The organism is Campylobacter sp. JMF_08 NE1 (assembly GCF_027737875.1).
Classification (GTDB): Bacteria; Campylobacterota; Campylobacteria; order Campylobacterales; family Campylobacteraceae; genus Campylobacter_B.
Genome location: NZ_JAOVUC010000006.1, coordinates 23,824 through 47,264 on the forward strand (window position 1 = coordinate 23,824; position 23,441 = coordinate 47,264).

Below are 23,441 nucleotides of genomic sequence, written 5' to 3' on the forward strand. Positions count from 1 at the left end.
AAAATTTTTAATCCAAAAAAAAGGAAATAAAATGGAGCAACAAAGCAAATTTTTAAATAGAGAGTTGAGTTGGCTTCGCTTTAATTCGCGCGTTTTAACTCAGTGTCAAAAGCAAATTCCACCGATTGAAAAATTGAAATTTGTAGCGATTTATAGCACAAATTTAGATGAGTTTTATATGATACGTGTGGCTGGGCTTAAACAGCTTTTCACAGCCGGTGTAACAGCTAGCGGCGATGATGAGATGACGCCATTGGAGCAGTTGCGCGAGATCCGCTCATATCTCAAACACGAGCAAAACGAGCTAGAAGCGCACTATATCGCTATCAAAGAGGAGCTTAGCAAAAACGGCCTTTTTATCAAAAACTACGACGAGCTAACCCCTGATTTAAAGCTAAGTGCCGATGAGTTTTTCTTCAACCAAATCATGCCGGTGATTATCCCGATTGCCGTAGATGCGACGCACCCGTTTCCGCACCTAAACAACCTTAGCTTTTCGATTGCAGTCAAACTCTGCGATGCAAATGCGCCAGAGGCGATTCATTTTGGTATGATTAGGATCCCGCGTGTGCTTCCTAGATTTGTGCAGGTCGCAAAAAATACCTATGTAACGATTGATTCAATCGTAAATCGCCACGCCGAGGAGATTTTCCCGGGCTATAAGCTAATCAGCTCGGCTGCGTTTAGGGTTACAAGAAACGCTGATATCGTAATCGAAGAAGAGGAAGCAGATGATTTTATGATGATACTCGAAGCCGGTCTTAAACTGCGCCGTAAAGGGGCTTTCGTGCGCCTTCAAATCGCCAAAAACGCAGACCCTGATTTGCTAAATTTCTTAAACGAACATCTTAAAATTTTCTACAAAGACATTTTCGAGTGCTCGATCCCGCTCACGCTTGACGGGCTTTGGGAGATAGCTGGCAACAAGGATTTTTCCTATCTAGCCCACCCGCAATACCTTCCAAAAACATTGCCTCCCTTTAATGAAAACACCTCAGTAATGAGTGCAATGGAAAAAGATGATATTTTGATTTTTCACCCTTATGAGAGCTTCGATCCAGTCCAAAAACTCATAAAAGAAGCTAGCAAAGACCCCAAAGTCATCTCAATCCGTATGACGCTATACCGCGTGGAGAAAAACTCTCCAATCGTCCAAAGCCTAATCGAGGCTGCAAGCGATGGCAAACAAGTAACCGTAATGGTCGAGCTAAAAGCTAGGTTTGATGAGGAAAACAACCTGCACTGGGCAAAGGCGCTAGAAGACGCTGGCGCGCATGTGATTTATGGAATCGCAGGTTTTAAGGTCCATGCCAAAGTTACTCAAATAATCAAAAAAGAAGACGGCAAGCTCAAATTTTATATCCACTTAGGCACGGGCAATTACAACGGAAGCAGTGCGAAAATCTACACCGATGTGAGCTTTTTTACTTGCGGGGATACTTTCGATAAGGATACGACTAATTTTTTCCACATACTCTCAGGTTATAACAAAAACCGCAAATTAGGCAATCTCTCAATGTCGCCAATGCAGATAAAAGAGAGAATTTTAAAGATGATTAAGGTCGAAGAGAGCAAGGGAAGTGACGGCAGAATCATCGCTAAAATGAACGCTCTCGTCGATAGCGATATGATAAAGGCGCTTTATAAAGCGAGCCAAGCCGGGGTTAAGATCGATCTCATAATCCGTGGAATTTGCTGTTTGCGCCCAGGTGTGGCGGGACTTAGCGAAAATATCAAAGTCCGCTCAATCATCGGCAAATACCTAGAACACGCTAGAATTTTTTATTTCAAACACGCTGAGCCTTGCCTATATATCGCAAGTGCTGATTGGATGCCACGAAATTTAGAGCGAAGACTTGAACTTATGACGCCGATTTATAGCGAGGCTTTGCAAAATAAATTAAAAGAAATTTTAAAATTACAGCTTAGCGATACCCAGCTTGCTTACGAGCTTGGAAGCGACGGCGAATATAGCGCAATTAGTGTGGCAAACGAAGCAGAGCGCATTAATAACCACGAGTATTTGGAAATTTTCTTTAACAAAATTTACAAATCTGCACGCAAACACGATGACGGCGCGATTTTAGCGACGAAACTTCTAAAAGAGAGTTAAATCTATCTGGGCTAAATTTACACGCTAAATTTAGCCCAAATTTAGCCTAAATTTCCAAATTTACAGCCTGATACTTATCGTTTTGTAATTGTCTTTGTTTCTAAAAGTCAGCAAATTTTGCAAAATTCCAAACAAAATCATAAATGTGATAAAACTACTCCCCCCATAGCTAAAAAACGGCAGCGGCACGCCCACGACAGGGGCAAATCCGATGACCATGGAGATATTAACCCCAGCGTAGATAAAAATCAGCGTCGCCAGAGCCGAGGTAAAAACCCGTATGAGATAATCGCTGCCAAAGTCGTAATTTAGGCTAAGCAGGTGCATGATTAAAAGCGCGTAAAAGCCGATGAGCGCGAGTGCGCCGACAAATCCGAAGCGCTCGACCATATAGGCAAAGATAAAATCGCTCGTGGCAATTGGCAAAAATTTAAAGTGAGTTTGGGTGGCTTCTTCTAAATTTTTGCCGTAAATTCCGCCATTTCCGATAGCGATGACGGCTTGTTTGACCTGATAGTTGTGCTCTTCGCTCAAAAAATCCGTAATGCGCTTTTTTTGGTAATCGTGCAGGTTATTATAAAGCACGGGCGAGCTTACGCTAAAAGCTAGCACCAGTGCAATCCAAATTTTTTTATTCACGCCGATGATAAAAAGCGTCGCAAACCCCATTAAAAAAAGAATTAGCGCGGTTCCGAGGTCTGGTTCTTTGGCGATTAGCGCAAATGGCAAAAGTATATAAAAGCTAAATTTAGCGAAATCCTTCACGCCATAACCCTCGGGCGGTGGCGGATTTTTGTGGATTAGATACATTAGCATTAGCATGCACGCTGGCTTCATAATCTCGCTTGGTTGCAGGGTAAAATGCACAAACGGCAACTCCAACCAACGCTTCGCGCCAAGCTTGCTAATGCCGAAAAATTCCACGCTTAAAAGCAGGGCGATATTTACCCAGTAAAACAGCGGAATCAAATATAAAAATTTGCGAATCGGAAACAAAAAAAAGACCATGAAAACAACAAAACCAACCCCAAAATAAACAAGCTGTTTGTTGCCAAGTGTGGTGTTTGCCTCGCTGATTAAAAGGTATGAAAAAATAATAATCGGCAAAATCAGCAAAGGTTGAATATAATCAAAATATGATAAAATCTTTTTGTCAAATTTCAAAGTAAGTCCTAATAAATTTTGGGCGATAATAACAAAAAAAGGTATAAATTTGGATAATTTTACAGCAGATTGCGTGGCGAGAATCGATGTTTTTTTAAGCGAAAATTTGGGCATTTCGCGCAATCAAATTTCGAATTTAATCAAATCAGGCAGTGTTTTTATAAACCAAAAAATCATAACCAAATCATCGCAAAAGCTAAATTTGGGAGATGAAATTTGCGTAAATTACCCTGCGCCTACTCATAGCGATGAGGCGAAATTTAGCTTTGAGGGCGAGATTGAAATTTTATACGAAGATGATGATTTGCTAGTGCTAAATAAGCCCGCTGGCGTGGTCGTTCATCCAGCCCCAAGCGTCAAAGAAGCCACGATTGTAGAGTGGCTTAGGCAAAAGGGCTTTATGCTCTCCACGATAAATGGTCAAATCCGCGCAGGTATCGTTCATCGCCTAGATAAGGGCACTAGCGGGGCTTTGGTCGTGGCTAAAAACAACGCCACTCACCAAGCCCTAAGCGCGCAATTAAGCGACAAAAGCATGGGGCGAATTTATTTAGCTTTAACAGATTTGCCCCTAAAAGAGCCCTGCGTGATAGATCGCCCGATCGATCGCAACCCAAACAACCGCCTAAAAAAGGCGATAATTCCGGGCGGACGCGAGGCAAAAAGCGCGTTTTATACGATTTTTAGCGATGATTGGGGGCAGGCGAAATTTAGCCAGAGCGGAGGCGATAAATTTGGCAAAATCAACCTAATCGCAGCCAAGCTTTTTACTGGGCGCACGCATCAAATCCGCGTGCATTTGGGCTCGATTAATCGCCATATTATCGGCGATTATTTATACGGATTTAAGAGCGAAAAAGATAAAATAGCAAGAATTTTACTTCACGCTTATGTGCTGTATTTCACGCACCCACGAAGTGGCGAGCGTATGCAGATTACGGCGCCTTTGCCGGTGGAGTTTGAGAATTTGATACAAAATCACGATAAAAAGGATGAAATTTATGAAAAAATTTTACCAAGTAGCATTTTGCGCGAGTTTAGCGATACTAGCGGCTGGTTGCTCCTCTCATAGTGTGCCGGGCGGAAATGACGCAAGCTTGCCACGCGTCGAGGGGATTAAAAGTATCTCTGGCACGAACGAAATCGGCTTAGAGTGGCCAAATTACGGCTCATATCCTAACCTTTTAGGATTTGTGGTTTATCGCGCTGATATGGGCGGTGGCGAAGCGAAAAAAATCGCAACCCTAGCCGATCCATACACTACGCACTTTGCCGATACTCGCTTAGAGCCAAACACATCGTATAAATACACTGTGCGCGCTTATGGCATAAATGGCGTGGGCGAGAGCTCGCCTGCTGCGATTGTAAGCACGACAAAGACAATTGATTCTGTGCCGTTTGCGCAGGCTTACGCACTGCCAGATCGCGTGAAAATCATCTGGCGTCCGCACCCTGATTTGCGCGTGGCAAGCTACACTATCGAGCGCAGGGTAAAAGGCGCTGATTCGTGGAGTGGCGTTAAAGATATCGCAGGCAGACTTAGCGCAGAGTATATCGACTATGTAAATTACACCGCAGGATACGAATACCGCATAATCGCAAAATCGCAAACAGGCATGCTCTCGCTTCCAAGCGCGCCAATCCAAGTAAGTCAAATGGCGGAATAAATTGCCAAATTTTATTGCAAAAAGCGTAGAACTACCGCGCCTTCCATTTAGCAAGGAGGGCGTGGAGCTTTTGGAGTCCGCTAGCGATGAGAGTTGCACTCTCGTGCGCACAAGGTGCTTTGATAACGAATTTTTCGTTACTCTCAAATACGCCAAAGACAAAGTCGTAGTCAAAGGCGAAAAAACCACCAAACCAGCCAAAATTGGTATTTTGCAACGCGCACTTGAAATTTACGAGAAAGAATTCGCAAGAGGTGTGATTTTTAGCGCATTTGCTTTCAAAAGCAAATCCCTAACCCAAAAAACTCCGCTCGTGCTAGATGAAGATGAAATGCTAAATTTACTCAAAACCACGAAATTTAGTCAAATTTTCGTCGAAATCGGCTTTGGCTCGGGCAGACATTTGCTCTATCAGGCTCGCACAAATCCGCAAACGCTGGTAATTGGAATCGAAATTTACAAGCCTAGTATCGAGCAGGTCGCAAAACTAGCGATTAAAGAGGGTTTGGAAAATGTCGCTTTGATAAACACTGACGCGCGAATTTTGCTCTCATTAATGCCAGCAAATTTGCTCTCTCGCATATTTTTGCACTTTCCTGTTCCTTGGGACGATGCCCCGCACCGCAGAGTCATTAGCGATGAGTTTGTCCATCAATGCGTGCGAACTCTCAAAAAAGGGGCGAAATTTGAGCTTCGCACAGATAGCGATATGTATTTTGAATATGCGCTGGATAAATTTGGCGTAGCGCAAAATGCAGGGCGTGGCGCGATAGAGCATTTTAAAAACAGAGATTTAAGCGTTAGCTCGAAATACGAGGATCGCTGGCGCAAAATGGATAAAAATATCTTTGATTTGATTTTTACTAATAGCGATGAAAACGGCGAAGAACCAGCGATTTTTGATATGAATTTCTCAAATTTTAACCCGCAAAAAATAGAGGCAAATTTCAAAAATTTGACTATCAAAGGCGAGGGATATTTCGTGCATTTTGAGAGAATTTATAAATTTGATGATAGTGATGAGGTTTTGATTTTGACCTCGTTTGGGGCGTTTGACTTCCCGCAACAATGCTTTATTCGCATCGGGGCAAAGACGGAGTATTTTTTAAAAACTCCGCTAGCTACAAGTGAAAATTACAAAGCACACAAAAAAATAATGGAGATTTTTGAGTTATGGCAGGCATAGGAGCTGATAATAACATAATCACCGCCGAGGGGCTTACACTGGGATATGATAGCGGTGAGGTCATAAAAAATGCTAGCTTTGGCATAGGCGCAAGGGATTTTGTCGTAATCACCGGCAAAAGCGGAAGTGGCAAAAGCACGCTTTTGAAGTCGTTTTACGGCGATATGGATATCAAAAGTGGCGAACTTAATGTTTGCCTGTGCGATTTAAACGGCATTAGTCGCAGTGATTTGCGCGCACTGCGCCAAAGAATCGGCATAATTTTTCAAGATTACAGGCTGATTAATGAATGGACGATCGAGCGAAATATCATGTTGCCGCTGATGATTATGGGCTATAATGAGCAAGTTTGCCAAGATCAGGCTAAAAAACTGCTCCGCCATATTGAGCTTGGACACAAAATGGGCAAATATCCACTAGAACTAAGCGGTGGCGAACAGCAACGCGTTGCCCTAGCGCGCGCTATGGCGCACAATCCGCGCTTGTTACTTTGCGACGAGCCTACTGGAAACTTGGACGATTATTCAAGCGATATTATTTGGAATTTATTGCGCTCAGCCTGCGAGGCATGGAACGCTTGCGTGGTTATCGTAACGCACAAAATGCCTAGCACTTTGCGTTTTGCGCATAGACATTTCGAGATAAAGGACTCCCATGTCACTGAGATCGATTAAAACGCATTTTGGGGTTATTTTTTCGCTTGTGGCACTTTTGTTTTCGGTGCAGTTTGGAATTTTTGTAAATAATTTAGCCAAAAGTTATGAAAAATCTATCCAAAACGAATACAACATCGTCCTTGTCTCAAAAAAGGCGCTAAGCTTAGAGGAAGTGCAAGATAAGGTCAGCGATATCAGCCAAATCATCGAAATCCCAGCTGATAATATCACAGATAGATTAAAGGGTAAAATTTCAGAAGCAGCCTTTGGCGAGCTTAGCAAAAATTTGCCTAAATTTTACAGCATTAAGCTCGAAAATTTCCCAGACAGCGCGCGTTTAGAGGACATAGAGAGTGCGCTAAAAAGCATGGGTTCGCTTAGCAGGGTTGAAATTTTCAAAAAAACCCACGATGATATTTTTAAAATTTTGCTACTAATTAAAAGTTTGGTTTATGGATTTGCGCTTTTAATCGTGGTTTTGGGCCTTATGCTAATTCACCGCCAAATGCGAATTTGGGTTTATGAGCACAAAGAGCGGATTGAGATTATGGAGCTATTCGGCGCTAGTTTTATGATAAAAAGTGGCAGGCTATACCGCATGGCATTAGCCGATAGCGTGCTAGCTACGCTAATTGTGGTGGCGTTTTATCTAGCGCTTCCAAACTGGCCGATTTTCATGCAAACCGTGAGCCAAATCACAAATTTAAGTGAGACGATCGTTTTGCCGTATGAACCACTGATTTTGTTTGGTATCGCTGTGGGGCTGACATTTATCGCAGTTACATTTGTAATGCTAGAAGTAAGTGGTAAAAAATCACAATGAAGCGTTTGATGATACTGTGCGCGCTTGCGTTTTTTGCATACGGCGCGCCGACTACGAAGGAAAAAATCGCCCAAAGCAATAAAGAACTAAAAACCTCCAAACAAGAGGAGATGAGGCTGTCTAAAAAAATCGATGAAATCGCAGATTTAATCGTGCAAGAACAAAACGATTTTAAAAAGCGTGAAAACGAGATAAAAGAGCTTAGCCAAAATATCGAGGAGCTAAAAGAAAAATACGCAAACGAAGAGCAAGAGCTAGAAAATCTCAAAAAACAAAATGCAACCTTGCTTAGCGTGCAAAGCGAGCTAGAAAATAAAATCGTCCAAATCATCTCCCAAGAGCTCTCATTTGATCTCATTAGCGACACAAATTCCAGCGTTACGCCTGATTCTATCGTGGCTAGCGAGGTTTTAGGCGGATTAGAGAGTGTGATGAATAGCGAGCTAAATAAGCTAATGAAGGATTATGAAAATAACAAAAATTTCATCGACGAACAAAACAAAAAAATCGCTCAAATCAACGAAAATATGGAAAGTTACAGCCAAAAAAAGATAAATTTGAGCGAAAAGCAAAACGCACAAAAAGAAAAAGTAGCTAGCCTGCAAAAAAACAAAGATAGCTATATCGCCCAGCTCGAAAAGCTAAACGCCGAGCAAGACGCGATTGCCAAGACCTTGGCTGAGCTTAAAATCATTGATGACAAAGAGGAGCGCGAAAAGGCTGAGCGCGAGGAGAGGGAACGCATAGCCAAACTAGAAGCGCAAAAGAAAAAAGAAAAAGAAGCCAAACAAAAAGAGCTTGAAGCCAAGAAAAAAGAGTATGAAAAGCAAAAAGCCGCCGCCAAAAAAGCTGGCAAAGAAGCCCCGCCTGCGCCTAAATTTGAGCCAGAGCCAGAATCTGAGCCTAGCGAGCCAGCCGATGAGAGAGTTAGCAAAATCAACACCAAGGTCAAACAATACGGATCTAGCTATCAATCCTCTCGCGTGAAAAAATACACCGGCGCGAAAACCTCTGCACCGCTTGACGGGGCGTATGTGAAGCGTAAATTTGGTAATTACAGCGATCCTGTGTATAATATCAAGCTTTTTAACGAAAATATCGTGCTAGGCTCGAAAAGTGGCGACACGCAGGTAAAAGCGGTGCTAGCTGGCAAGGTCGTATTCGCCAAAGAAACAGCCGTGCTAGATAAGGTCGTCATCATCGAGCATGCGGGCGGAATCCACACGATTTATGCGCATTTAAATCAGATCCCAAACACTGTGCGCGTGGGCTCTTCGGTCAAAAAGGGCTACACAATCGGCAGAATTAGCTCGGATTTAACCTTTGAAGTAACGCAACAAAACTACCACATAAACCCGCTAGATTTGATTTCGCTGAAATAGATTTTCTTGCAATGTCTAAATTTGGCATTGCAAGAATTTTATAAAAAATCGAAGCTGTAACGAAAAATAAAGCTGTGTTAAAATTTTTTATTAAAAATTAAATTTCTTATACTTATCCGCCATTTTTTACAAAATCAAAATATCTTTTTGCATCTTCTTTTGCCTGTTTTTCTGCGTCGTAATCTATATTTCCACAATTATCAAATTTTATTGGTTTTGGATATATTTGTATCTCTCTGCCAAAATAGTATTGTTTTTTATACATTTCAATATTATCACCAGTTTTAATATGATTAAGCATGATAATATGTTGATGTCTATCGTAAAAAAAGTCATAGTCTAATAATATGCTTGTGTATCTTTTTTTAAATATTATTGGCTTACTAAAACCAGCAGTGTTAGTAATTTCGTCAATAATTAAATATTCTTTCGGATTTACTTTTTGTAATTTAATATTTTTAACAATATCACTAATTCTCTTACCCATTTTAAATTCTTCATAAAATATTTCATACCAATTCTCTAATGTAACATTTTCTATTTCATAATATCCTATTTCATCTTTATAGCAACCTTGACTATCTTGTTCGCAGATTAAATCGTTATATAGTATTTCTTCTTTTAAATTTTCATCTAAAAATTGCCAAATTGCTTTGTGTATATCCGAGATATTTAAATTTCTTAAATATTTTTTTTCACTCAGACAATAACCTTGTTGGTATTTTCTATAATCTTCTTTGCTTACTATTTCAAAGCCGTATTTTTTAGAATAATTCGGCACAGTTCTAATAAAACCAAGACATAAAATAATCGTTATAATTGCAACAAACCAACTTATTTTTTTAAATTTGGTATCGAACAATTTTTTAAATAAATTTTTCATTTTTATTTCCTTTTATAAAAATTTCTTTGCAAATTTAAATTCATGTCGTATCGTTTATCCACGATACGAAGTCTGTTTTTAAATTTATGATTTTGTAAATTTCGTTGTCATTGCGAGAGTTTGAAAAACTCGAAGCAATCCAGAGAAATTCCGATAAATTTTAATCCACAAATGAATTTTGTTGAATTTTAAATTTTCTCTAAATTTTACTGGATTGCCACGCTCGTTGCACTCGCTCGCAATGACAGCAAATTTGCAAAATTTAAATTTTAAAGTCGTAGATTGCCACGAATTTTGCTAACGCAAAATTCTCGCAATGACAAACCCAGTGTAAATTTTGCCTAATAATTTGTCATTGCGAGGAGCGAAGCGACGAAGCAATCTACGAGTAAGAAATTTAAAATTTCTAAATTTGCAAAAATTTCGGCGCAGTGTTTAAAGGGCTAAATTTGCCACATACTCTTTAAATAAATTTCCCCGTTGGGCGTAGCTTTTGAACTGATCTAGGCTAGCGCAGGCTGGGCTTAGAAGCGCGACTTCGCCCGCACCAGAGAAATTTTCATCGATTTTGGCGACTGCGTTTTTCAAAAATTCGCACCTAATGCACGGAATTTTAAATTTTTCGCATAAATTTACGAGTTTATCGGTGTTTGAGCCAATCGCATAAATTTGCAAATCATACGGCGCAAAGCTCGCAAAGAGTGGCTCCAAATCCACGCCCTTATCATCGCCACCCAAGATTAGGTGGATTTTTTTGTCCTTGTAGCGTTTAAGGGCTTGCGCGCAAGCATCGATATTCGTGGCTTTTGTGTCATTTACCCACATGCGATTTTTTATATCAAAAAATTCTTCTAGTTTGTTTGCCTCGATTACAAATTCGTTCAAAACCTCCACGCTAGCGCGATCTGTGAGGATTTTTTCGATACAAAGGGCTAAGATAGCGTCTAGCAAAAACGGCGTTTTAAATGAAATTTTTTCAATCTCAATCTCAAATTTGGCTGCCAAATCATTTTCATCTTCGTAGCAAATCACCCTTGCGCGCGAGTTTTTCACAGCCTCGCTATTCGCATACACGGCTGGAATTAGTGCCACCGAGCCCTCGCTCATAGCAAGAAGTGGCGAGAGTTTGACGCGCTCGTATTCAGCAAAACTGCCATGCCAGCTAAGATGATCTGGGGTGATTGGCAGCAGGGCATAAATGCCAGGGCGGGCGATTTTCGTGTAGTGAATTGTAAATGAGCTAGTCTCTAATATCCAAATTTTGGCGTTTTCATCAAGCAAGGCTAGCGGAGTGCCTACATTTCCGCCCATAAGCGAGCCATGGCGGGCTAGGAGGTGCTGTGTCATCTGCGTAGTTGTGGTTTTGCCGTTTGTCCCGCTAATCCAAATTTTAAAAGGCGCAGTATTTGCGAAATAATCATACTCGCTGATTAAATTCCTAGCGGATTTTATTAGATTATGCTCTTTGGGAAATCCTGGGCTTGGGATTTCTAGCTCGCTTTTTGCGGGGTCAAAAAGGCAAGGAGCCAAAAGCGCATTGCCAAATTCGTCAAATTTGGTCTCGCCTGCTTTGAAATTATCATCGTAAATGTCCCAACCACCGCTTTTTGCTAATGCTTTTGTAGTGGTGCCGTGTCCAAAGAGTGATTTTTTCATTTTTTTTCCTTATCTTAATTTTATCGAAGTTAGCGCGATTAAATTTGCCATTAGCGCGATTATCCAAAAGCGAATTATGATTTTGTTTTCGCTCCAACCTTTTAGCTCGAAATGGTGATGAATAGGCGCCATAAGGAAAATTCGCCTTTTAAACATTTTAAAGCTTCCGACTTGCAAAATCACGCTTAGTGTCTCCATCACAAAGACAAATCCGATTATAATTAGCAAAAATTCATTTTTTGTCACAATCGCGCAGTATCCCAAAAACGCCCCCACGCTCAGGCTTCCGCTATCGCCCATGAAAACTTCGGCTGGGTAGCAATTAAACCACAAAAACCCAAAAAGTGCGCCGATAAGGGCTGTGATGATGATACTTAGCTCGCCCACACCTGCGATTTTTGGCAAAAACAGGTATTGTGCATAAATCGCATGTCCGCACAAATAGGCAAAAATACCAAGGCTAGCTAGCGAAAACACCGAGGGAATCGTGGCTAGCCCGTCAAGGCCGTCGGTTAAATTTACGGCGTTTGAGCTCGCGCTGAAAACTATCATCCAAAATACAATGGCGAAAAATTCTAAATTTATTATGTGGTTTTTCACGAAGGGCAAATACAGCTCGCCACCAAGCGGACTGAAAATATACAGCGTAAATGAAATCCCCAAAGCTAGGGCGTTTTGGAGCAAAAGTTTGGTTTGCGGGCTAAGCCCTGCGTGGTTAGAGGCACTCAAAATTTTAGACAAATCGTCCTTGAATCCTATCGCGCAAAATCCGGCTAGCGTGATTAAACCGCAGATTGTGAAAATGCTAAATTTCACGCACAACGCACTCGCCACAATCGCTGAGAAAACAAAGACAAGTCCGCCCATTGTGGGGGTTTTGGACTTTTTTTGGTGCGTTTGCGGGGCTAGGTCGTAGATAGGCTGGGAGGCGTTTTTGGCTCTGGCCCAAGATATGAATCGTGGCATTAGATACACGCTTAAAATAAAAGCTATGAAAAATGCGATTCCAGCGCGCGCTGTGGTGTATTGAAAGAAATTTATATTTGTGATTTGGTAGATATAATATAACAAAATTTGCCTTTTAAATTTTATTTTAAAACCGATTATTTTAATACTTTCTTTGTAAAATTTAGCTTTTAAATTTTAAATTTTGTGATATTTGCTAAAAAAAAGTATAATGCGAAATTTCAATGTCCGCATTGAATTTAGGAGAAAAATATGAAACAAAAAACAATCCTTGTGATAACTGACGGCATTGGTTGCAACCAAAGTGCCGAATTTAACGCCTTTGCCGCAGCCAAAAAGCCGACTTACGATATGCTTTTCGCTTCTGTGCCAAACACGCTACTTCGCACATCTGGGCTTGCAGTGGGCTTGCCTGAGGGGCAAATGGGAAACTCTGAGGTCGGGCACATGACGATTGGAAGCGGTCGCGTGCTGTATCAAAATCTAGTCAAAATTGATAAAATGATCGAAAATGACACCCTAAAAACTGCGCCCGAAATCGTAAATTTGCTAAAAATTTGCCCTAGGGTGCATGTCATAGGGCTATATAGCGACGGTGGCGTGCATTCGCATTTGCGCCATTTCGACGCGCTTTGCCAGATAGCAAAAGACGCAGGCGCGCAGGTTTTTGCCCACGCTATCACTGATGGACGCGATGTAAGTCCCACAAGCGGGGCAGGGTTTTTGGAAGCTTTGGAGGCGAAATTTAGCGTAGGAAGCGTTTGCGGGCGGTTTTATGCTATGGATAGGGATAATCGCTGGGAAAGGGTGCAAAAGGCCTATGCTGCGCTAATGGGCGAGGGTGAGAAGCAAAAAATCTCCCCAAGCGAGTATGCTCACAAAAGCTATGAGAAGGGCATTACGGACGAATTTATCGAGCCAGCGATTTTTGGGAAATTTGACGGGATTAAAGAAAATGACGGAATTATTTTTGTAAATTTCCGCAACGACCGGGCGCGTGAGATTTGCCAAGCTTTGAGTATGGAGGATTTCACGGGCTTTGAGCGTAAATTTTGCGTGCGAAATTTAATCACCATGACAGAATACGACGCGAAATTTCCATTTCCAATCATTGTCAAAAAGGACATTTTGCAAAATACTCTTGCCGAGGTCATCGCGGATGCGGGACTTAGACAGCTTCACACTGCCGAGACCGAAAAATACGCTCATGTTACATTTTTTTTCAACGGCGGCAGCGAAGAGTGCGTACAGAACGAAACTCGCATTTTAATCGACAGCCCAAAGGTCGCGACTTATGATTTATGCCCTGCTATGAGCGCGCACGCTGTGTGCGAGGCTGTGATAAAAGGTATCGAGGGGGGCGAAGATTTTATCGTGGTAAATTTTGCTAACGGCGATATGGTCGGCCACACGGGCAACTTCGATGCTGCGGTTAAGGCAGTCGAGGCGGTAGATGAGTGTCTGGGTAAAATTTACGCTAAGGCAAAGGAATTTGATTACGCTTATGTGCAAATTTCAGATCACGGCAACTGCGAGCAAATGCGAGGGGCACAGGGCGAGCTACTCACAAACCACACGACTTTTGATGTGTTTTGCTTCGTAAGCGCGCAGGGCGTGAGTGAGTTAAAGAGGGATTTTGGGCTTAGCAATGTCGCGCCAACTATCTTAAAGCTAATGGGGCTTGAAATTCCAGCGCAAATGGACGAGGCTTTGTTTTAAAATTTGAAATTCAAAGAAAGGATAAAAAATGAAATTTAGTGGAAAAAATGTCTTAATCACAGGCGCAAGTAGAGGAATCGGTGCAGATATCGCCAGAGTGCTAGCCAGCATGGGGCTTAAAGTGTGGATTAATTACCGCTCAAAGCCTGAGCTAGCCGACGCGCTTTTAGAAGAAATTCGAGCAAATGGCGGCGAGGGCGCTGTGGTGAAATTTGACGCGACAAACGAGGCTGAGTTTATCGAAGCGATAAATGTGATAATTCAGAGCGACGGCGAGCTAAGCTACCTCGTCAATAACGCAGGTATCACAAACGACAAACTAGCCCTTCGCATGAAGCTAGAAGACTTCACCGGCGTAATCGACGCAAATCTCACTTCGGCTTTCATCGGCTCACGCGAGGCGCTAAAAGTAATGAGCAAAAAACGCTTCGGCGCAGTCGTAAATATCGCCTCAATCGTCGGCGAAATGGGCAATGCAGGGCAGGTAAATTACAGCGCGAGCAAGGGCGGTATGATAGCGATGAGCAAGAGTTTCGCCAAAGAGGGTGCGAGTCGCGGAGTGCGCTTTAACTGCGTGACACCGGGCTTTATCGCTACTGATATGACAGACGCTCTAAGCGATGAGGTCAGAGCGAACTACGAGGCAAATATCCCGCTTAAACGCTTCGGAAGCGCGCAAGATGTGGCGCACGGCGTGGCGTTTTTGCTTAGCGATTATGCTAGCTATATCACCGGCGATGTGCTTAAAATCAACGGCGGACTTTATATGTAACCAAATTTTGCCGAATTTTCGGCAAAATTTTAAATTTTCTTCTTAAAATTCTACATTTTTATTTTTTGACACAATATGACAAAAAATCCATGTAAAATTGCTCCAAATCAAAAACAAGGAGCAAAAAATGGAAATTTCAATCACAAGAGCATTGGCCCAGATTAAGTTGATTGATAAAAAGTTGCAAGGCGGGGATTACAAATTAGCCAAAGTCGCAATAAATGGCGTTTTGGTAAATGGTAGCAACCAAACTCCGCAAGATTTCTTAAAATACGCTAATGGCGTGCTGGATAGCAGGGCGGATTTGCGCAAGAAAAAACGCGCGCTAAAAGGCGCAGTTGCCAAGGCAAATGTGCAAAACACCATTAAAATCGGCAAAGAAGATCTAACTATCATCGAAGCTATCGAATATAAGGGTATTGTAAGCGCATGGATCGATGAATTATCTATGATGATTGCTTGCCTTGATGAGGCGGCGAAAATCAAGGAAAAAGAGGAAACCAAAACCGAGGAAAAGGCGCAAAAAACGCTAGAATCTATCTATGGCACAGTCAAAAACACCTTGCCAAAAGATACTATCGAACAAACTCTAAAAAGCTTCCGCGATGCCTATAAAATCGAGATTATCTCGCCACTTACTTTGGAAAAAGCGATTGCGCAAAAAGACGAGCTAGTCACGCTTTTAAGCGAGATTGATTTGAGCCTGTCTGAAATCAACGCCAAAACGATGATTGAAATCTAACCTCGCGCAGGTTTGCGAAATAGGGCGAAATTTGAGATTTGATACCGCCCTAGCGAGCATATCGAAAACGAGCGAAAAAGGAGACCAAGCAAGCGCCACTTGGCAAAAACGGCGCGCTAACAAACTATAAAGATCTGCTAAATCTTTTAGAGACCGAGTATCTCATCTGGCTCATAACCAGAATCAGGCTTGTTGCCTGAGCCGCTTAAAGTGCAAAATTTATAGTTTAAAATGCAAAGATTAAATTTCAAATTTAGTTTTCGCAAAGTTGAAATTTTATGATGCGTGCTAGTTTCGCGCGCCTTAAAGTTATTTAAAATCCTAGGTAAGGTTTTATAAGTTTTTTTCCTTGATCTTGCTTGTTTGGACTAGGCTGATATGCTCGCTAGGGCGGTAGTTTGGGGGCAGAAATGAAACAGAATTTCGCCTATTTGCGTAGGGAATTTAGCCTGAATTTGCCATTAAATTCGGCTAAAATTTCGCCTTTTGTGGCGGTAAATTTCCGTGTGTATTCTCATAAAATTCCCTAGCTATGCCCTTTACCATACCTTCTAGTTTGCGCGGGGCTAGGACTTTTATGCGCGGAAGCCACTGCTTGATGATATTTAAAATTTCGCCGAAATTTGTCACGCTAAATTCGACATTTATGCTCCCGTCATCGTTTTCGCAAATGATTTCTTGGGTGGGGTAGAATTTTTTGAGCCTGAAATACTTGGCGTGTTCTTGCGGGATTTGCAAAATTACTTTGATTAAATTCGCCCTGAAATTCGGCGAATAGCTCGCCCATGGCGAGTTTATGAAATGCAAAAAATCTAGGTAATTTTGGTCGCGCTTAAATTCGCGCCCGCTAAATTCGACCTCGCTCATCATCGCGATTCGAAAAATCACATGCGCGTGCTTGTGCGGGCGTTTTTGCAGTCCTGCGAGGTAGAAATTTTGCTCCATAAACATTATTTTATACGGCTGGATTGTAAAGTGTGAAATTTTGCCCGCGTTTGTGTATTTAAAGGAAATTTCTTTTTTATAAGTTATCGCGCGCTCTAAAATTTTAAACACTTCCCGCCTAGCAAAAATTTCTTCGTAAGGCTTGTGTTTAAAGATATATGGGCTCTCGTCTAGGTTTTTTAAAATTTTATCTTGCATGGATTTGCTTAAATTTTTCGAAATTTCTAGGCTGGATTTGTGAGAGAGTTTTATGATTTCTTTAAGCATAAAAAATTCGCTCGAATTTAGCATATTTTCAAAAATCGCTTTTTGCGAGCTTTGGTAATTTCCGCCCCCTAAATGCACGAAAATATCGCCAAAAATTTCTTTGATGACCTCCAAATCTCGCCTTAGTGTGCGCTCGCTGACGCTGTATTTATCCGCTAAATTCGCCAGATTTAGCACACTGCCTTTTTGCAAATCATATATGATTTCGATCACGCGTTTGACCGAGCTATCTTTACTCAAAATTTAACTCCAAATTTTATAATGTCAGGGCGCGTATTATAGTAAAAATGTTTAAATTTCGATACTTTAAGCAAACTTATTATAATATAACGAGTTATTTTTTTAAAGGAGTTACAAATGGCAGCATTTGAAGATGTAAGAGATGTAGTTGTGGAGCAACTTAGCGTTGCACCTGATCAAGTAAAACCAGAAGCAAAAATTATCGAAGATTTGGGCGCTGATTCATTAGATGTAGTTGAGCTAGTAATGGCTTTGGAAGAGAAATTTGGCATCGAAATTCCAGATAGCGAATCAGAGAAATTAGTAACAATCGGCGATGTCGTAAGCTATGTAGAAAGCTTAAATAAATAATTTAAATTTTAAATTTTAAGGAATTGATCTTGAAAAGAGTCGTAGTAACCGGAATTGGCATGATTACAGCCCTTGGCCTTGATAAAAAAAGTAGTTTCGAAAACATTTGCAGCGGAAAAACCGGAGTAGGCAAGATTACACTTTTTGATGCGAGCGAATTTCCAGTTAGCATAGCAGCCGAAGTTAAGGATTTCGATCCTAGCGTGGTTGTCGAAGACGGCAAAGAGATCAAGAAAATGGATAGATTTATTCAACTAGGACTAAAAGCTGCCACAGAGGCTATGAGTGATGCTAAATTTAGCGAATTTGACGCCGATGAGTTTGGTATCAGTTCAGCCGCTGGAATCGGTGGTTTGCCGAATATTGAGATCAACTCAAATGTCTGTTTGCAGCGTGGTCCTAGGAGAATTTCTCCATTTTTTATCCCGTCTGCACTAGTAAATATGCTAGGCGGATTTATTTCTATTTATCACAATCTCAAAGGTCCAAATTTAGCCAGTGTTACAGCTTGTGCGGCATCTACTCACGCTATCATCGAGGCAGCGAAAACTATCCAAGTCGGTGAAGCGAAAAAAATGTTAGTCGTTGGCGCTGAGGCTGCGATTTGCCCTGTCGGTATCGGTGGATTTGCCGCTATGAAGGCGCTTTCTACCAGAAATGACGATCCTGAGCATGCAAGCAGACCGTTTGACGGGGAGAGAAATGGCTTTGTTATGGGAGAGGGCGCAGCTGCGCTTGTTTTGGAGACTTACGAGGACGCAGTTGCAAGAGGGGCTAAAATTTATGGTGAGCTTATCGGATATGGTTCTAGCGGTGATGCGTATCATATCACTTCGCCTACGCTTGATGGTCCGCTTCGCGCTATGAAAAAGGCCTATAAAATGGCTGGCGAACCAAAGGTTGATTATATCAACGCTCACGGCACATCTACTGCGGTAAATGACAGAAACGAAACAGCAGCTCTAAAAGAGCTATTTGGCGCAAATGTCCCAGCTGTAAGCTCGACAAAGGGTCAAATCGGGCATTGTCTTGGCGCAGCTGGTGCGATCGAGGCAGCGGTTGCCCTACTAGCTATGGAAAGTGGAATTATCCCTCCTACAATCAATCAAATTTCAAAAGATCCAGAGTGTGATTTGGACTATGTCCCAAATACTGCGCGCAAAGCACAGATTGATTGCGTTATGAGCAACAATTTCGGCTTTGGTGGCACAAACGGATCTGTAATCTTCAAAAGAGTGAAATAATGGCAAGTTATCTTGATTTTGAAAAATCTATTAAACAAATAGATGATGATATCGCCAACGCAAAAATTCGTGGCGATGAGGACGCGGTTGAGATTTTAAACAAAAATTTAGAAAAAGAGGTCGCTAAAATTTACAAAAATCTTAGCGAATACCAACGCTTGCAACTAGCCCGCCACCCAGATCGTCCTTATGCGATTGATTATATCAGAGCACTTTTAAAAGACGCTCACGAAATCCACGGCGATCGCGCGTATCGCGATGACGCGTCGATTGTGTGCTACCTAGGTATCATCGGCACACGCAAAATCGTCGTAATCGCAGAACAAAAGGGTCGTGGCACAAAAAATAAATTAAAGCGAAATTTCGGTATGCCTCACCCAGAAGGTTACCGCAAGGCTCTAAGAGTGGCGAAATTAGCCGAAAAATTTAATCTGCCTATTTTATTTTTAATCGACACTCCGGGTGCATATCCTGGAATCGGCGCCGAAGAGCGCGGACAAAGCGAGGCAATCGCGCGAAATTTATACGAACTTAGTAATCTACGCACTCCAACAATCGCCGTAGTTATCGGCGAGGGCGGAAGCGGTGGCGCGCTAGCTATCGGCGTAGCTGATAAATTAGCAATGCTACAAAACTCAATCTTTTCAGTTATTTCGCCAGAGGGCTGTGCGGCGATTTTGTGGAACGATCCAGAAAAAAGCGAAGCAGCGACAAAAGCGTTAAAGATTACCGCTGAGGAGTTAAAAGAGCTTGATCTAATCGACGATGTCATTGAAGAGCCTAAAATGGGCGCTCATAGGGACAGAGACGGTACAGCAAAATTGCTAGGAAACTATGTTTTAGCCGAGCTTGACAAGCTAGCAAATCTCTCAATCGATGAGATTATCACTCGCAGACAACAAAAAATTCTAAAATTTGGTGCGTTTAAGGAATAAAATTTTATAATTACAGCTACCTTTTACCGCCAAATTTTAAATCTTCAAATTTCAAAGAGGAACAATGGAAAACACTAAGGAAAATTCAACCCAACAAACCCAAACCGCCCCACAAGCACCAAATCACACGAAAAAAGTTCATGCTAAAACTCATGTCCCAGTAGAGGGATATCAAATCGAAGAGCTTCGCGCTATGGATTTAGAAAACCTTGTCGCAATCGCTGATGAGCTAGGTGTGGAAAATTCTCGCGAATTTCGCCGCCAAGAGCTCGTGTTTGAGATACTTCGCATGCAGACAAAACAGGGCGGATTTATTTTATTTACTGGAATTTTAGAGGTTACGCCTGAGGGATACGGCTTTTTGCGAGGAATCGACTCAAACCTTAGCGACAGCGCAAATGACGCCTATGTCAGCCTAAGCCAAATTCGCAAATTTGCCCTTCGTGTAGGCGATATCGTAACTGGTCAAGTAAGAGAGCCAAAAGATCAAGAGAAATATTACGCACTTTTAAAAATCGAAGCGATTAATTACAAATCAATCCAAGAAGCCAGAGAAAGACCGCTTTTTGACAACCTTACTCCGCTTTTTCCGACTGAAAAATTACAGCTCGAATACGATCCGATGAAGCTAACTGGTCGCGTGCTAGACCTTTTTACGCCGATTGGCAAGGGTCAAAGAGCGCTTATCACAGCTCCGCCTCGCACAGGTAAAACCGAGCTTATGAAGGAGCTGGCAAACGGAATTACGAGAAATCACCCAGAGGTCGAGCTTTTGGTGCTTTTGGTAGATGAAAGACCAGAAGAGGTTACCGATATGGAGCGCAGTGTGCGTGGCGAGGTGTTTAGCTCGACTTTCGATCAGCCTGCGTTTAACCATGTGCGCGTGGCTGAGCTCGTGATCGAAAAGGCAAAACGCGCCGTCGAAATCGGCAAAGATGTGGTGATTTTGCTCGATAGCATTACTCGCCTTGCGCGTGCTTACAACACCGTAACCCCAGCTAGTGGTAAGGTGCTAAGCGGTGGTGTCGATGCCAACGCACTTCACAAGCCAAAACGCTTTTTTGGAGCGGCGCGAAATATCGAAAACGGCGGATCGCTTACTATCGTGGCGACTGCGCTAATCGAGACAGGATCTCGTATGGACGATGTGATTTTCGAGGAGTTTAAAGGCACTGGAAATAGCGAGATTATCTTAGATAGAAATATCAGCGATCGCCGAATTTACCCAGCGATTAATATCACAAAATCAGGCACGAGAAAAGAAGAGTTGCTCCAAGGTGCGCAAAATTTGCAGAAAATTTGGGCTATTCGCTCTGTGGTTTCTACGATGGACGATGTCGAGGCACTGAAATTTTTATACCCAAAAATCCTAAAAACCAAAAACAACGCAGAACTTTTATCGATTATGAACGAGCAATAGCTCGTTCATAAGGTTAGTTTGAAATTTTCATTAGTTTATAAGTTTCGCATGCTCTGTAATCTTCTAAATCGCAGGCTTTTCCGTAATATTCGGTAGATTTAGCCCAATTTTTATCTATTCCCAATTTCCCTTGTTTGTAAATTTCGCCTAGATTCTTGCAGTGGTCTGCGTTTCCATTTTTACATAATTCTAGTGAAATGTCGTGGGATTTTTTGTAATATAGAATAGCTAAGTTATAATCTTGCCTTACTATATACCCTTGTTCATATATAGAAGCTAAATAGTCGCACCCTCTTGTGCTATTTAAGTCACAAGATTTTTTAATTAATTCTAGTGCTATTTTTTTATCTGGTTGCTGTATATATGATGGAAATATAGAGTGAACCTCAAAGCCTTTAAAATAAAGTTCTCCGGCCTCAATGCAATCGGCTGAGTTATTACTATCGCAACCTTTAATAGATTTCATCAAATCTGCTTTTTTACCTAATTTTTCACAAGCTTTTTGTATGTTTTCTTCACAAGCTTTGATTAAAGGAGTGAAAACTTTATTTTTGTCATAATTTGTATTGTTGTTTGTATTTTCTCTGTATATGTGGGTTTCATATAAGTAGCAACCATAATTATTTTGCAAATCACAAGCTTTTTTACTAAATTTTTGTCCATTTTCTCTATCTGGTGCTTGTATATAATCATAAACACCACCGTGTAGGCTATCTATTTCAAAGCCTTTATAGTAAAGTTCCGCAGCTCTCACACAATCATCTGAGTTATTGTTATTACAGCTTTGGATGTATTTCATTAAATCTGCTTTTTTGCCTATTTTATGACATGCCTTTTCAATTTTATTATCACATGCCTTAAATATTGGGTTAAATACTTTATCAAAGTTATAGTTATCTCCAAAAGGATATCCTAAATTAAGTTCAGTCAGCCCTTGTAGATAACAACCTTGATAATTGTCTAAGTTACACGCTCTCGTAAATAATTCAAGAGATTCTTGATAGTGCCTATGCATTTGTCCTGCTTTCACGCAAGCATCACTATCGTTTTTATCAAAACATAAAATTTCATTATTTATTAAATCGTAAGTAGAGCCTAAGTTATCACAACTTCTTTTTATGCCTCCATTGCATGCTTTAAAATTTGCTGTATCTTTTAGTTTAGTATCTTGATAGATATTGGACACTTTATAACAACTAGTATTTAGGTCTAAATTACAGGCTTTTTCATACAAATTTAATACGCTGTTTGGTTCCATATTTTCGGAGTTAAAGAAATCGGCTACCATTTCGCAACTAAATGCATTATCGAGGTCATTTTTTGCCTCGCATTTTTTTTGATGTTGATTTACTAGAATATTGATTTTTTTGCGCAAATTATCGGTATTGATTTCTTCGTTTTGATTTTTTAGTTGTTCAAATTTAGAATTTTTATTTTCTATTATTTTTGTGTTGATTTCTTTATTTTTTGTATGTTTTGCCATATTATACAATTGTTTACAACCCATAATCACATTGCCCTCACAAGCTTTTTTAGCATATTCTTTCATTGCTTTCATATTATTTTCATTATTTGGTCGGTTTTGTATATAAACTGCTTTAATTTCTTTATTATCTAATTTATCGTTAGCAAAATAAGCATTTTTAAATCCTAGATAATGAGCGATATGCATAGCAGCCATATTACAACTCAAAGCCATACCACATTTGCAAGATTTTTCAAAAAGAGTAATTATTTCGTATGATTTTTTTTCATCGTAATGAGAATCCAAATAACTCATAGCTTCAAAATATTTTTCTAATCCCTCATTTGGCTCACAATTAACAATCTCTTTTTTAATTATAATTTCTGTGCCTAAACACTTTTCGCTTTTAATCAAATTATCAAATTTATCGCTAGCTGGTTTATATTTTTTATTTTTAAATGTATCTTTATAAATTTCGCTTGCTTTATCACAATCGCCCTCATTTTCAAACATTTCACCATAACTTAAACAACTTTCGTGATGATTTAGCTCACATGATTTTAGGAAAAATTTTTTTGCGTTTTGAGTATCGTCTTTTTGCGCATAGTCTTGTGCTATTTTATCGCAACCTAGCGCGTAATTTAATTCGCATGATTTAGCATAAAATTGTAAAGCTTTCACGCTTTCATTATTATCATCGTAAAATTTTCCACTTACAAAGCATGCTTTTTCATCTCCTTTTTCGCATAATTCATCGTTTGAAATTTTTCCGCATGAATTAAGTGAAAATAGAAGCAAAATATAAAAAAATGATAAAAAAATATTACTCAAATTTTTCATTATCT

General features: G+C 40.8%; 20 protein-coding genes. 14 read left to right on the forward strand and 6 right to left on the reverse strand.

Going from position 1 to position 23,441, the window contains the following annotated elements; all coding sequences use genetic code 11:
• Window positions 1–31: 31 nt before the first annotated feature.
• Window positions 32–2,113, forward strand: a complete 2,082-nt coding sequence (locus OFN91_RS05965; protein ID WP_270861962.1) for an RNA degradosome polyphosphate kinase — start codon at window positions 32–34, stop codon at window positions 2,111–2,113.
• 60 nt (window positions 2,114–2,173) lie between these two features.
• Here OFN91_RS05965 and OFN91_RS05970 read toward each other — a convergent pair whose 3' ends face one another.
• Window positions 2,174–3,277: an FtsW/RodA/SpoVE family cell cycle protein gene (locus OFN91_RS05970; protein WP_270861961.1), complete on the reverse strand. Its 1,104-nt coding sequence runs from the start codon at window positions 3,275–3,277 to the stop codon at window positions 2,174–2,176.
• Window positions 3,278–3,326: 49 nt separating this feature from the next.
• Between OFN91_RS05970 and OFN91_RS05975 the strand changes: the two genes are divergently transcribed.
• Genes OFN91_RS05975 through OFN91_RS06000 form a run of 6 tightly spaced genes read left to right on the forward strand, consistent with a single transcriptional unit; the run spans window position 3,327 to window position 8,991 of the window.
• Window positions 3,327–4,349 carry an RluA family pseudouridine synthase gene (locus OFN91_RS05975; RefSeq protein ID WP_270873602.1) on the forward strand — a complete coding sequence of 341 codons (1,023 nt, stop codon included), beginning with the start codon at window positions 3,327–3,329 and terminating at the stop codon, window positions 4,347–4,349.
• Complete coding sequence (locus OFN91_RS05980) at window positions 4,279–4,944, forward strand: hypothetical protein (RefSeq protein ID WP_270859344.1); 666 nt, start codon at window positions 4,279–4,281, stop codon at window positions 4,942–4,944. Before OFN91_RS05975 ends, OFN91_RS05980 begins: the two co-directional genes overlap by 71 nt.
• Window position 4,945: 1 nt before the next feature.
• Window positions 4,946–6,130 (forward strand): tRNA (guanosine(46)-N7)-methyltransferase TrmB, encoded by a 1,185-nt coding sequence (gene trmB / locus OFN91_RS05985; RefSeq protein ID WP_270873603.1) that lies wholly within the window; start codon window positions 4,946–4,948, stop codon window positions 6,128–6,130.
• Window positions 6,118–6,804 carry a cell division ATP-binding protein FtsE gene (locus tag OFN91_RS05990; RefSeq protein ID WP_270864617.1) on the forward strand — a complete coding sequence of 229 codons (687 nt, stop codon included), beginning with the start codon at window positions 6,118–6,120 and terminating at the stop codon, window positions 6,802–6,804. The genes trmB and OFN91_RS05990 overlap by 13 nt, the downstream gene beginning before the upstream one ends.
• Window positions 6,785–7,609 (forward strand): cell division protein FtsX, encoded by an 825-nt coding sequence (locus tag OFN91_RS05995; RefSeq protein ID WP_270864616.1) that lies wholly within the window; start codon window positions 6,785–6,787, stop codon window positions 7,607–7,609. The genes OFN91_RS05990 and OFN91_RS05995 overlap by 20 nt, the downstream gene beginning before the upstream one ends.
• Entirely contained in the window at window positions 7,606–8,991 is a 1,386-nt protein-coding gene (locus OFN91_RS06000; protein ID WP_270861956.1) for a murein hydrolase activator EnvC family protein, read from the forward strand. The genes OFN91_RS05995 and OFN91_RS06000 overlap by 4 nt, the downstream gene beginning before the upstream one ends.
• Before the next feature lie 112 nt (window positions 8,992–9,103).
• Here the strand turns inward: OFN91_RS06000 and OFN91_RS06005 are convergent, their stop codons facing one another.
• The 3 genes from OFN91_RS06005 to mraY all read right to left on the reverse strand — a co-directional run bounded on the left by OFN91_RS06005 (window position 9,104) and on the right by mraY (window position 12,601).
• Window positions 9,104–9,874, reverse strand: a complete 771-nt coding sequence (locus OFN91_RS06005) for a hypothetical protein (RefSeq protein ID WP_270873604.1) — start codon at window positions 9,872–9,874, stop codon at window positions 9,104–9,106.
• Between the two features lie 435 nt (window positions 9,875–10,309).
• The gene (murD, locus tag OFN91_RS06010) at window positions 10,310–11,530 is read right to left on the reverse strand and encodes a UDP-N-acetylmuramoyl-L-alanine--D-glutamate ligase (protein WP_270873605.1); all 1,221 of its coding nucleotides are present in this window, start codon (window positions 11,528–11,530) and stop codon (window positions 10,310–10,312) included.
• A 9-nt stretch (window positions 11,531–11,539) separates the two neighbouring features.
• On the reverse strand, window positions 11,540–12,601 hold the full coding sequence (gene mraY, locus OFN91_RS06015) for a phospho-N-acetylmuramoyl-pentapeptide-transferase (RefSeq protein WP_270873606.1): 1,062 nt from the start codon (window positions 12,599–12,601) through the stop codon (window positions 11,540–11,542).
• Between the two features lie 147 nt (window positions 12,602–12,748).
• Here mraY and gpmI point away from each other — a divergent pair, with 147 nt between their 5' ends.
• From gpmI to OFN91_RS06030, 3 genes are all read left to right on the forward strand, one after another.
• Window positions 12,749–14,215, forward strand: coding sequence for a 2,3-bisphosphoglycerate-independent phosphoglycerate mutase (gpmI, locus tag OFN91_RS06020; protein WP_270873607.1), 1,467 nt, complete (start codon window positions 12,749–12,751; stop codon window positions 14,213–14,215).
• A 28-nt stretch (window positions 14,216–14,243) separates the two neighbouring features.
• Complete coding sequence (fabG, locus tag OFN91_RS06025) at window positions 14,244–14,987, forward strand: 3-oxoacyl-ACP reductase FabG (RefSeq protein ID WP_270864612.1); 744 nt, start codon at window positions 14,244–14,246, stop codon at window positions 14,985–14,987.
• Window positions 14,988–15,114: 127 nt separating this feature from the next.
• Window positions 15,115–15,729 carry a hypothetical protein gene (locus OFN91_RS06030; RefSeq protein ID WP_270873608.1) on the forward strand — a complete coding sequence of 205 codons (615 nt, stop codon included), beginning with the start codon at window positions 15,115–15,117 and terminating at the stop codon, window positions 15,727–15,729.
• A gap of 471 nt (window positions 15,730–16,200) precedes the next feature.
• Here the strand turns inward: OFN91_RS06030 and OFN91_RS06035 are convergent, their stop codons facing one another.
• A complete protein-coding gene (locus OFN91_RS06035; RefSeq protein ID WP_270873609.1) occupies window positions 16,201–17,181 on the reverse strand; it encodes a helix-turn-helix transcriptional regulator in 981 nt (326 codons plus the stop codon).
• Between the two features lie 117 nt (window positions 17,182–17,298).
• Here OFN91_RS06035 and acpP point away from each other — a divergent pair, with 117 nt between their 5' ends.
• The 4 genes from acpP (at window position 17,299) to rho (ending at window position 21,131) form a co-directional block, all read left to right on the forward strand.
• Entirely contained in the window at window positions 17,299–17,532 is a 234-nt protein-coding gene (acpP, locus tag OFN91_RS06040) for an acyl carrier protein (RefSeq protein WP_270859356.1), read from the forward strand.
• A gap of 29 nt (window positions 17,533–17,561) precedes the next feature.
• The gene (locus OFN91_RS06045) at window positions 17,562–18,776 is read left to right on the forward strand and encodes a beta-ketoacyl-ACP synthase II (RefSeq protein WP_270873610.1); all 1,215 of its coding nucleotides are present in this window, start codon (window positions 17,562–17,564) and stop codon (window positions 18,774–18,776) included.
• Entirely contained in the window at window positions 18,776–19,711 is a 936-nt protein-coding gene (gene accA, locus OFN91_RS06050) for an acetyl-CoA carboxylase carboxyl transferase subunit alpha (protein ID WP_270870577.1), read from the forward strand. The genes OFN91_RS06045 and accA overlap by 1 nt, the downstream gene beginning before the upstream one ends.
• 64 nt (window positions 19,712–19,775) lie before the next feature.
• Entirely contained in the window at window positions 19,776–21,131 is a 1,356-nt protein-coding gene (gene rho / locus OFN91_RS06055; RefSeq protein WP_270859359.1) for a transcription termination factor Rho, read from the forward strand.
• Window positions 21,132–21,144: 13 nt separating this feature from the next.
• On the opposite strand, the gene OFN91_RS06060 is transcribed toward rho, so the two are convergent.
• Entirely contained in the window at window positions 21,145–23,436 is a 2,292-nt protein-coding gene (locus tag OFN91_RS06060; RefSeq protein WP_270873611.1) for a tetratricopeptide repeat protein, read from the reverse strand.
• Window positions 23,437–23,441: the final 5 nt, after the last annotated feature.